Here is an 8,724-nt window from a genome sequence, read left to right as displayed (position 1 = left end):
GCCGCGGCGAGGCCCGGCGGTGGGCGGGTTCGGGTCGTGGCGCGGACCGGACGGCAGGCCGAGCGGCGCGCGGTGCGGCGCGCGTCACCGGAACCGACGCGGGCCCGACGGCTGCGCGCGCGGCCCGGATCGCGGGGACGAGCGCCCGCCCGCCGCCCAGCGTGGCGACCCCGACCGCGCTCCACGCGACGTCCGACGACGTCGCCCTCCCCTCGGCTCGCAGGACCAGCGTCACGAGCAGGTTGACGGCGGCGGCAGCGAGGGCGAGCCCGGCGAGCACGCCCGCGAGAGGTGCCAGGACGGGCACGAGGGCGAGGACGGCGGCGGCGGTCCCGGCGACGGCCGCCACCCGCCCGGTCCACGTCGCGACGTCCTCGAGCCCTGACCACCGCGGGTCGTCGAGACCGTCACCGGCCCGCAGGTCGGCGAGGGCGCGGCTCGCTCGACCCGCCGCGGCGTCCCGGTCGTCGACGGCCGTCTCGCATCGCCGCCGGGCGGCGGCGAGGTCCGCGTCGGCCTCGACGAGCCGGTCGTGCGCCCGGGCGAGGGCGACCCGCGCGTCGTGCTCCGCGGGCGTGACGACGGCGCCGGGCGGCGTGAGACCGGGCAGGGTGACAGGGGGGAGGAGGACGGCGTCGCGGAGGGCGGCCGTGGCGGCGTCGGCGGCGTCGAGCCAGACGCGCCGGCTGTCCTCGGCCTCCTGGGCGAGGCGGAGGGCCGCCACGGACTCCGCCTGCGCGTCGGCGAGCGAGGTCGCGTACGCCGACAGGGCCTCGGCGGCCCCCCGTAGGCGCGGCAGGACGGCGGTGAGGTCCGAGCCCGTGCGCCACGCCTGCTCGCGGAACGCCTCGACCGCCCGGCTGCGCATGGCGGCGGCCGTCGCGACGCGACGCAGGCCCTGCTCGGCGGCCGCCACGGCGTCGGCGACGTCGCGGTGGCGTGCCGCCGCCACCAGCACCTCGTCCGGGTCGCCGGGGACCGGGTCGGCGGGGGCGAGGGGCGACCAGTCGAGCGGGCGCGACGAGCCGCCCCGCACCACGCCGACCGCCGTCACCCCGCCTCCGTCCGTGCTGTCGCAGCCTCGGCGGGCCGGTCGGCCCGCTGCGCAGCGGACAGGTGCCAGGGGCGCTCCGGACGTGACCGCCGGACCAGGGCGCCCGGTCAGGACCAGGGCAGGGCGAGCACCTCCCCGACCGGCTCGCCGTGGCCGAGGACCTCGTCGGTGAAGCCGGGAGCGTCGAGCGGCACGTCGACCCCCGCGGCCCGCAGCCCGGCCCCGAGCGTCACCCCGCGTGCCCGGTCGGCGCCGTCGAGCACCTTGACGACGACACCGACGCCACGCCCGTCCCCGACCGGCCACCCGGCCGCCACGACCCCGTCGGCGCCGTCCTTCACGAGCAGCCCGGGGAGCCCGTCCATCATCCGGGTCGCCCGTCGGTCGGTGCCGCCGACGAGCCAGGGGTTGCCCGTCATGGCCCCGCGGACCCGTGCCTCCGTGGACCCGGGGGCCGCGGCGGCCAGGCGCGCGAAGGCGAGCGCGAGCCCCTCGGTGCTCGTGGCGTACGCCGGCGCCCCGCACCCGTCGACCGCGCTGCCGGGCACCGCACCGTCGCACAGGCGCGCGACCGTCGCGGCGATCGCCCCCTGCACCGGGTGCCCGGCCGCCGTGTAGCCCACGGTCGGCCAGCCGGCGGCGACCGCGCCCGCGAGCATGCCGGCGTGGTTGCCGGAGCAGTTCTGCAGCAGGCGCGAGGGGCCCTCACCCGCTCTCGCCCGCTGCGCGGCCGCGTCGTCGATCGGCAGGTCCGGGGTGTTGGCGAGGTCGTCCGGCCCGAGACCGGCGCCGGCGAGGAGCCGCCGGACCCCCTCGACGTGACCCGGCTCCCCGGAGTGGCTCGCGCACACGAGGGCGAGGAGCTCGTCGTCGACGTCGAGGCCGAGGCCGAGCAGCGCGACCGCGTGAAGCGGCTTGAGCGCCGAGCGGGGGAGGATCGCGACCGCCGGGTCGCCCAGCCGCGCGACCCGCCGCGAGGCGCCGTCGGCGTCGACGACCACGGCGGCGCCGGCCCCGTGGTGCAGGCACTCGGCGAACCCGCTGCGGGTCGTGACGGCGGCCGGCGCCGCCGCGGCGACGAGGTCGGCGGCGGTCGGTACGGCGAGGTCGGGGAGGACGTCCACGGCCGCGAACCTGCCACACGGTCCCCACGACCGCGCGAGCGTTTCATGCGCTCGCATGTATAGTCATGCAGCGTGAGTGTCCCGACCCTCGCCGACCTCGTCGGCCACGCCTCCGACGAGCAGTGGCGCGCCCGGCACGGTGCCGCGGTCATGGGGACGTACGCCCCGCCGGCGCGGGTCCTCGTGTCGGGTCGCGGTGCCGTCGTGCGCGACGCCGCGGGACGCGAGTACCTCGACCTCCTCGCCGGCATCGCGACGACGTCCCTCGGGCACGCGCACCCCGTGCTCGCCGCGGTGGTGGCGGAGCAGCTCTCGACCCTCGGCCACGTCTCCAACCTCGCGGCGACCCCCGTCCAGGTGCGTCTCGCGGAGCGGCTGCTCGAGCTCGTCCACGCGCCCGCCGGCAGCGGCGTGTTCTTCTGCGGCTCCGGGGCCGAGGCGAACGAGGCCGCGTTCAAGATCGCCCGGCGGACCGGTCGGCCGCGGGTCGTCGCGGCCCACGGCGGGTTCCACGGCCGGACCATGGGGGCGCTCGCCCTCACGGCGAACGAGGCGTACCGCGCCCCGTTCGCCCCGCTCCCCGCCGGCGTGGAGCACGTGCCGTTCGGCGACGCGGACGCCCTCGCGGCCGTGCTCGCCGACACCTCCCGCGGGGAGGTCGCCGCCGTCGTGCTGGAACCGGTCCAGGGCGAGGGCGGCGTCGTGCCCGCACCGCCGGGCTACCTGCTCGCCGCGCGGCGGCTCACCCGCGAGGCCGGCGCCCTCCTCGTGCTCGACGAGGTGCAGACCGGTGTCGGACGCACCGGCGCGTGGTTCGCCCACCAGCTCCCGCACCACCTCGGCGACGCCCTCGCCGAGGAGCCGGAGCTCCTCCCGGACGTCGTGACCCTCGCGAAGGGCCTCGGCGGCGGCGTCCCCGTCGGGGCCGTTCTCGCCCTCGGGTCCGACGTCGCGGGGCTGCTCGGGCCGGGCCAGCACGGCACGACGTTCGGGGGCAACCCGCTGAGCGCCGCGGCGGCGCTCGCGGTCCTCCACGTCGTGGAGAAGGACGACCTGCTCGGCAACGCCCGCGACGTCGGGGCGGTGCTCCGCGACGGCGTCCTCGCGCTCGGCCACCCGGCGGTCCGGGGGGTCCGGGGCGAGGGTCTGCTCCTCGCCGTCGTGCTCCACGAGCCGCGGGCGCGGGCGGTCGCGGCCGCCGCGCTCGCGGCGGGCTTCCTCGTCAACGCCGTCACCCCGGACGCGGTGCGGCTCGCGCCGCCGCTCGTGCTCACCGCCGGACAGGCGCAGCGGTTCGTCGACGCCCTGCCCGGCGTCCTCGACACGGCGGGGGCGGCCGCATGAGCGTCCGCCACTTCCTCCGCGACGACGACCTCGCGCCCGACGAGCTCCTCGAGGTCCTCGACCTCGCCGACGCCGTCAAGGCGGACCCGTACGCCCGGCGGCCCCTCGCGGGCCCGCGGTCGGTCGCGATCCTCTTCGACAAGCCGAGCACACGCACCCGCGTGTCGTTCTCCGTCGGGGTCGCCGACCTCGGTGGCCACCCCCTCGTCCTCGACAGCGCCGGCTCGCAGCTCGGCCGGGGCGAGCCGATCGAGGACACCGCGCGGGTGCTGAGCCGGCAGGTCGCGGCCGTCGTGTGGCGCACGGGGGCGCACGAGCGCGTCGAGCGGATGGCCGCGGCGAGCTCCGTGCCCGTCGTCAACGGCCTCACCGACGACGTCCACCCGTGCCAGCTGCTCGCCGACCTCCAGACGGTCCGGGAGCGCACCGGTCGCCTCGCGGGGCTCACGCTCTCCTACGTCGGCGACGCCGCCAACAACATGGCGCACTCCTACGCCCTCGCGGGCGCCAACGCGGGCATGCACGTGCGCCTCGGGGGACCCGCCGGCTACCTGCCCGAGCCCGCCTACGTCGAGGCGGCCCGGGCGCGCGCCGCCCTCACGGGCGGGTCGGTCACCGTCACGGAGGTCCCGGAGGAGGCGTTCGACGGGGCCGACGTCGTCGCGACCGACACGTGGGTGTCGATGGGCCAGGAGACCGAGGCCGCCGACCGGCACGCGCCCTTCACCCCGTTCGCCGTGACGCGGGAGGCGCTCGGGCGTGCTGCGGCGGACGTCGTCGTCCTCCACTGCCTGCCCGCCTACCGCGGCAAGGAGATCGAGGCCGAGGTGCTCGACGCGCCGGGCAGCGCGGTGTGGGACGAGGCGGAGAACCGGCTCCACGCCCAGAAGGCGCTCCTGTGCTGGCTGCTCGAACGCGGCGGGGGCGCAGGGTGAGCACGTCGGCCCGCGGCGTCGTGCGGAGCAAGGCGGCGCGCCAGGCGGCGGTCGTCGACGTCATCACCCGCACCGCGGTCCGCAGCCAGGGCCAGCTCGGGGAGGCGCTCGCCGCCGCGGGGTACAGCGTCACGCAGGCGACGCTGTCGCGGGACCTCGTCGAGGTCGGCGCCGTCAAGGTCCGCCACGGCGACGGCGGCCTCGTCTACGCCGTGCCGGGCGAGGGCGGCGACGCCTCCCCGGTCGCCGACGTCGACGACGAGGTCCTCACCGCGCGCCTGGCCCGCCGCTGCGCCGAGCTCCTCGTGAGCGCGGAGGCCAGCGGCAACCTCGTCGTGCTCCGCACCCCACCCGGTGCGGCACAGTTCCTCGCGAGCGCCGTCGACCATGCCGTCGTCCCCGGCGTGCTCGGCACCATCGCCGGCGACGACACCGTCCTCGTCATCACCCGGGAGCCCGGCGGCGGCGAGGCCGCGGCCCGCCGTTTCCTCGACCTCACCGGCACCGACCCGACCGCCACGACCAGGAGCGAGCAGTGACCACCACCCCCTCCCGCACCCCCGCGACCCTGGCTGGGACGGGCCGGTGAGCGGCACCGTCGCGGGCGCCCTGTGGGGCGGTCGCTTCGCGGCGGGCCCGGCGGGTGCGCTCGCGGCCCTCAGCGTGTCGACGCACTTCGACTGGGTGCTCGCCCCCTACGACGTGCGGGCGTCCCGGGCGCACGTCCTCGTCCTCCACCGGGCCGGCCTCCTCGACGACGAGCAGCGCGACGGGTTGCTCGACGGGCTGCGTCGCCTCGGCGACGACGTCGCCTCGGGCGCCCTCGGGCCTGACGCCTCCGACGAGGACGTGCACGGCGCGCTCGAGCGCGGCCTCATCGAGCGCGTCGGCCCCGACCTGGGCGGCCGGCTGCGCGCGGGGCGCAGCCGCAACGACCAGGTCGCGACCCTCTACCGGATGTACCTCCGCGACGCCGTCCGTGCCGTCGGCGCCGGGGTCTGCGAGCTCGTCGGCGCGCTGGTGTCGCAGGCCGAGGCGCACCCCGAGGCGGCGATGCCGGGGCGGACCCACCTCCAGCACGCGCAGCCGGTCCTGCTCGCCCACCACCTGCAGGCGCACGCGTGGGCCCTGCTGCGCGACGTCGACCGGCTCCGCGACGCCGACCGCCGCCTCGACGCCTCCCCGTACGGCTCCGGGGCCCTCGCCGGGTCCTCCCTCGGTCTCGACCCCGCGCTCGTCGCGCACGAGCTCGGCTTCTCCGGGCCCGTGGAGAACTCGATCGACGGGACGGCCAGCCGGGACTTCGCCGCCGAGGTCGCCTGGGTGCTCGCGATGACCGCCGTCGACGTGTCGCGGCTCGCGGAGGAGGTCGTCGTGTGGACGACGCACGAGTTCGGCTTCGCGCGCCTCGACGACGCGTGGGCCACCGGCTCCTCGATCATGCCGCAGAAGAAGAACCCCGACGTCGCCGAGCTCGCCCGCGGCAAGGCGGGTCGGCTCGTCGGCAACCTCGCCGGCCTCCTGGCGACGCTGAAGGCGCTGCCGCTGGCCTACAACCGCGACCTGCAGGAGGACAAGGAGCCGGTCATCGACTCCGTCGCCCAGCTGTCGCTCGTGCTGCCGGCGATGGCCGGCATGGTCCGCACCCTCACCTTCGACACCGACCGGCTCGCCGAGCTCGCGCCGGCCGGCTTCTCCCTCGCGACGGACGTCGCCGAGTGGCTCGTCCGCGAGGGCGTCCCGTTCCGCGAGGCCCACGAGCTCGCGGGGGCGTGCGTGCGTCGGTGCGAGGTACGGGGGGTGACCCTCGACGCCCTGGACGACGCCGACCTCGCCGCCGTCAGCCCCCACCTCACCCCGGCGGTGCGCGAGGTGCTCGACGTCGCCGGGGCGCTCGCGAGCCGGGACGCAATCGGCGGCACCGCCCCGGTCCGCGTGTCGGAGCAGCGGGCCGCGCTCCGGCAGGTCCTCGCCGACGCCGCCGCGTGGACGGGCTGAGCGCGGCGTCGCTGTCCGCGCCGCCGCTGGACCGGGCGGCGCTCGTCGGGCGGCCCGAACGGTGCGCCGTCGGGCTGCTCGGGACGCTCCTCGTGCACGCCTCCCCCGAGGGGACCGTCGCGGTGCGCGTCGACGAGGTCGAGGCGTACGGCGGGGTGGGAGAGGACCCGGGCTCGCACGCCCACCGGGGACCGCGACCGAGCCGCGCCACCATGTTCGGGGAGGTGGGTCACCTCTACGTGTACTTCACGTACGGCATGCACTGGTGCGCGAACGTCGTGCTGCACGAGCAGGGTGCTGCCGGCGCCGTGCTGCTCCGCGGGGGAGAGGTGGTGCACGGCGCCGCGCTCGCCGCGATGCGCCGCGGCGGCTCGCGGCCGCGGGACCTCGCCCGGGGACCCGCCCGCCTCGCACAGGCGCTCGGCCTCGACGGCCGCCACGACGGCGCGGACCTGTGCGACGTGTCGTCGCCGCTGCGTCTGCTGCGGGGAACCGCACCCGAGGACGTGGCGGTCGGCCCCCGGGTCGGCGTGGCCGGCGAGGGCGCCGCGACACCCTGGCGGTGGTGGGACGCGACCAGCCGGTACGTGTCGGCGTACCGTGCGGCTGCGACCCGGACCCGCCGCCGCGGGTAGACCTGACCTGTGCGGCGCCCGACGGCGCCCGACCGACGAGCGGAGGACACGCGTGACGAGCACCGGGTCGGCCCCCTGGGCCGGGCTGTGGGACGAGCTGCAGTGGCGGGGGGCGGTCGCGCAGAGCACCGACCCGGAGGCCCTGCGGGAGGCGCTCTCCGCCGGGCCGGTCACCTTGTACTGCGGTTTCGACCCCACCGCCCCGAGCCTCCACATCGGGCACCTCGTCCAGCTGCTGACCCTGCGCCGCTTCCAGCGCGCCGGGCACCGGCCCCTCGCCCTCGTCGGCGGCGCGACGGGCCTGATCGGCGACCCGCGCCCCACGGCCGAACGGACGCTGAACAGCCGGGAGACGGTCGCGGAGTGGGTCGAGCGGATCCGCGCGCAGGTCTCGCCGTTCCTCGACCTCGAGGGTCCGGGGGCCGCGCTCGTCGTCAACAACCTCGACTGGCTGGGCGGCCTGTCCGCGCTCGACTTCCTACGGGACGTCGGCAAGCACTTCCGCGTCAACCGGCTGCTGGCGAAGGAGTCGATCGCCGCGCGCCTGCAGAGCGAGCACGGCATCAGCTACACCGAGTTCTCCTACCAGCTGCTCCAGGCCGCCGACTTCCTCGAGCTCTACCGCCGGTACGGGTGCACGCTGCAGACGGGCGGCAACGACCAGTGGGGGAACCTCACCTCCGGCGTCGACCTCCTGCACCGCGTCGAGCACGCGTCGGTGCACGCGCTGTCCACCCCGCTCGTGACGAAGGCGGACGGCACGAAGTTCGGCAAGACGGGCACCGGGACGGTCTGGCTCGACGCGGGCATGACGTCGCCCTACGCCTTCTTCCAGTTCTGGCTCAACAGCGACGACCGGGACGTCCTCGGCTACGTGCGCCTCTTCACGGACGTGACCCCCGACGGCCTCGAAGAGCTCGGGACCGAGGTGGCGGAACGCCCGCAGGCCAGGGCGGCGCAGCGCCACCTCGCCCAGGAGCTCACGACCCTCGTCCACGGCGCCGCTGCCACGGCGGCGGTCGAGGAGGCCGCGGCCGCGCTGTTCGGGACCGGCGAGCTCGGCGGGCTCGACGCCGCCACCCTGCGCGACGCCGCCGCCGAGCTGCCGAGCGCGACGGCCGCGCCCGGGACGCCGCTCGTCGAGGTCCTCGCGGGCACGGGGCTCGCCCCGAGCCGCAGCGGCGCCCGGCGCAGCATCGCCGAGGGGGCCATCAGCGTGAACAACGTCAAGGTCCGCGACCCCGAGGCCGTGCTCGCGCACGAGCACTTCCTCCACGGGGACGTCGTGGTCCTCCGGCGGGGCCGGCGCTCCCTCGCGGCGGTCCTGGCGCCGACGCGGTGACGGCACCGGGGCGCGGCGGCGCCGCACCCGGGCGTGGAGGACGGCCGTCCGGGCGTCTGACCTGCCGATTTGACCCGCCCGTCGCCCGCACGTAACTTTCTCTTCGCCGCCGAGAGGGGGCCGGAACCGGAAGGTGACGGACCCGCGGACGGCCACCTTCGAGTCAACGACCTCGGTTCGGTCGCGCGAGACGCGGCTTTGACCGGCACAGGGCGGGGACCTAGGGTGTGAGGGTTGCCCCCGCTGAGGCCTGGGAGGGTCTGGGGTGGGTGTGCGTCCGTTCCTTGAGAAC

At 77.2% G+C, this 8,724-nt stretch carries 8 protein-coding genes; 6 read left to right on the top strand and 2 right to left on the bottom strand.

Going from position 1 to position 8,724, the window contains the following annotated elements; translation table 11 throughout:
• Together WAB14_RS18125 and WAB14_RS18120 are read right to left on the bottom strand one after the other, a co-directional pair.
• Positions 1-1,054, bottom strand: a 1,054-nt coding sequence (locus WAB14_RS18125; protein ID WP_340271751.1) for a hypothetical protein, incomplete at its 3' end; no start/stop codon positions are given.
• A 107-nt stretch (positions 1,055-1,161) separates the two neighbouring features.
• A complete protein-coding gene (locus tag WAB14_RS18120; protein ID WP_340271750.1) occupies positions 1,162-2,178 on the bottom strand; it encodes an asparaginase in 1,017 nt (338 codons plus the stop codon).
• Between the two features lie 72 nt (positions 2,179-2,250).
• On the opposite strand from WAB14_RS18120, the gene WAB14_RS18115 reads away from it, so the two are divergent.
• From WAB14_RS18115 to tyrS, 6 genes are read left to right on the top strand one after another with little or no spacing between them, the layout of a single operon-like run.
• Positions 2,251-3,522 carry an acetylornithine transaminase gene (locus WAB14_RS18115; protein ID WP_340271749.1) on the top strand — a complete coding sequence of 424 codons (1,272 nt, stop codon included), beginning with the start codon at positions 2,251-2,253 and terminating at the stop codon, positions 3,520-3,522.
• Complete coding sequence (argF, locus tag WAB14_RS18110; protein WP_340271748.1) at positions 3,519-4,457, top strand: ornithine carbamoyltransferase; 939 nt, start codon at positions 3,519-3,521, stop codon at positions 4,455-4,457. The genes WAB14_RS18115 and argF overlap by 4 nt, the downstream gene beginning before the upstream one ends.
• The gene (locus WAB14_RS18105) at positions 4,454-4,996 is read left to right on the top strand and encodes an arginine repressor (RefSeq protein ID WP_340271747.1); all 543 of its coding nucleotides are present in this window, start codon (positions 4,454-4,456) and stop codon (positions 4,994-4,996) included. The genes argF and WAB14_RS18105 overlap by 4 nt, the downstream gene beginning before the upstream one ends.
• Before the next feature lie 46 nt (positions 4,997-5,042).
• Complete coding sequence (argH, locus tag WAB14_RS18100) at positions 5,043-6,455, top strand: argininosuccinate lyase (protein ID WP_340271746.1); 1,413 nt, start codon at positions 5,043-5,045, stop codon at positions 6,453-6,455.
• Positions 6,443-7,090 carry a DNA-3-methyladenine glycosylase gene (locus WAB14_RS18095; RefSeq protein WP_340271745.1) on the top strand — a complete coding sequence of 216 codons (648 nt, stop codon included), beginning with the start codon at positions 6,443-6,445 and terminating at the stop codon, positions 7,088-7,090. The genes argH and WAB14_RS18095 overlap by 13 nt, the downstream gene beginning before the upstream one ends.
• 52 nt (positions 7,091-7,142) lie before the next feature.
• Positions 7,143-8,432, top strand: a complete 1,290-nt coding sequence (tyrS, locus tag WAB14_RS18090; RefSeq protein ID WP_340271744.1) for a tyrosine--tRNA ligase — start codon at positions 7,143-7,145, stop codon at positions 8,430-8,432.
• Positions 8,433-8,724: the final 292 nt, after the last annotated feature.

The sequence above is a fragment of the Aquipuribacter nitratireducens genome (assembly GCF_037860835.1).
GTDB lineage: Bacteria > Actinomycetota > Actinomycetes > Actinomycetales > JBBAYJ01 > Aquipuribacter > Aquipuribacter nitratireducens.
The sequence above is the reverse complement of the archived record's forward strand: the minus strand, read 5'-3'. Positions and strand labels throughout refer to the sequence as shown.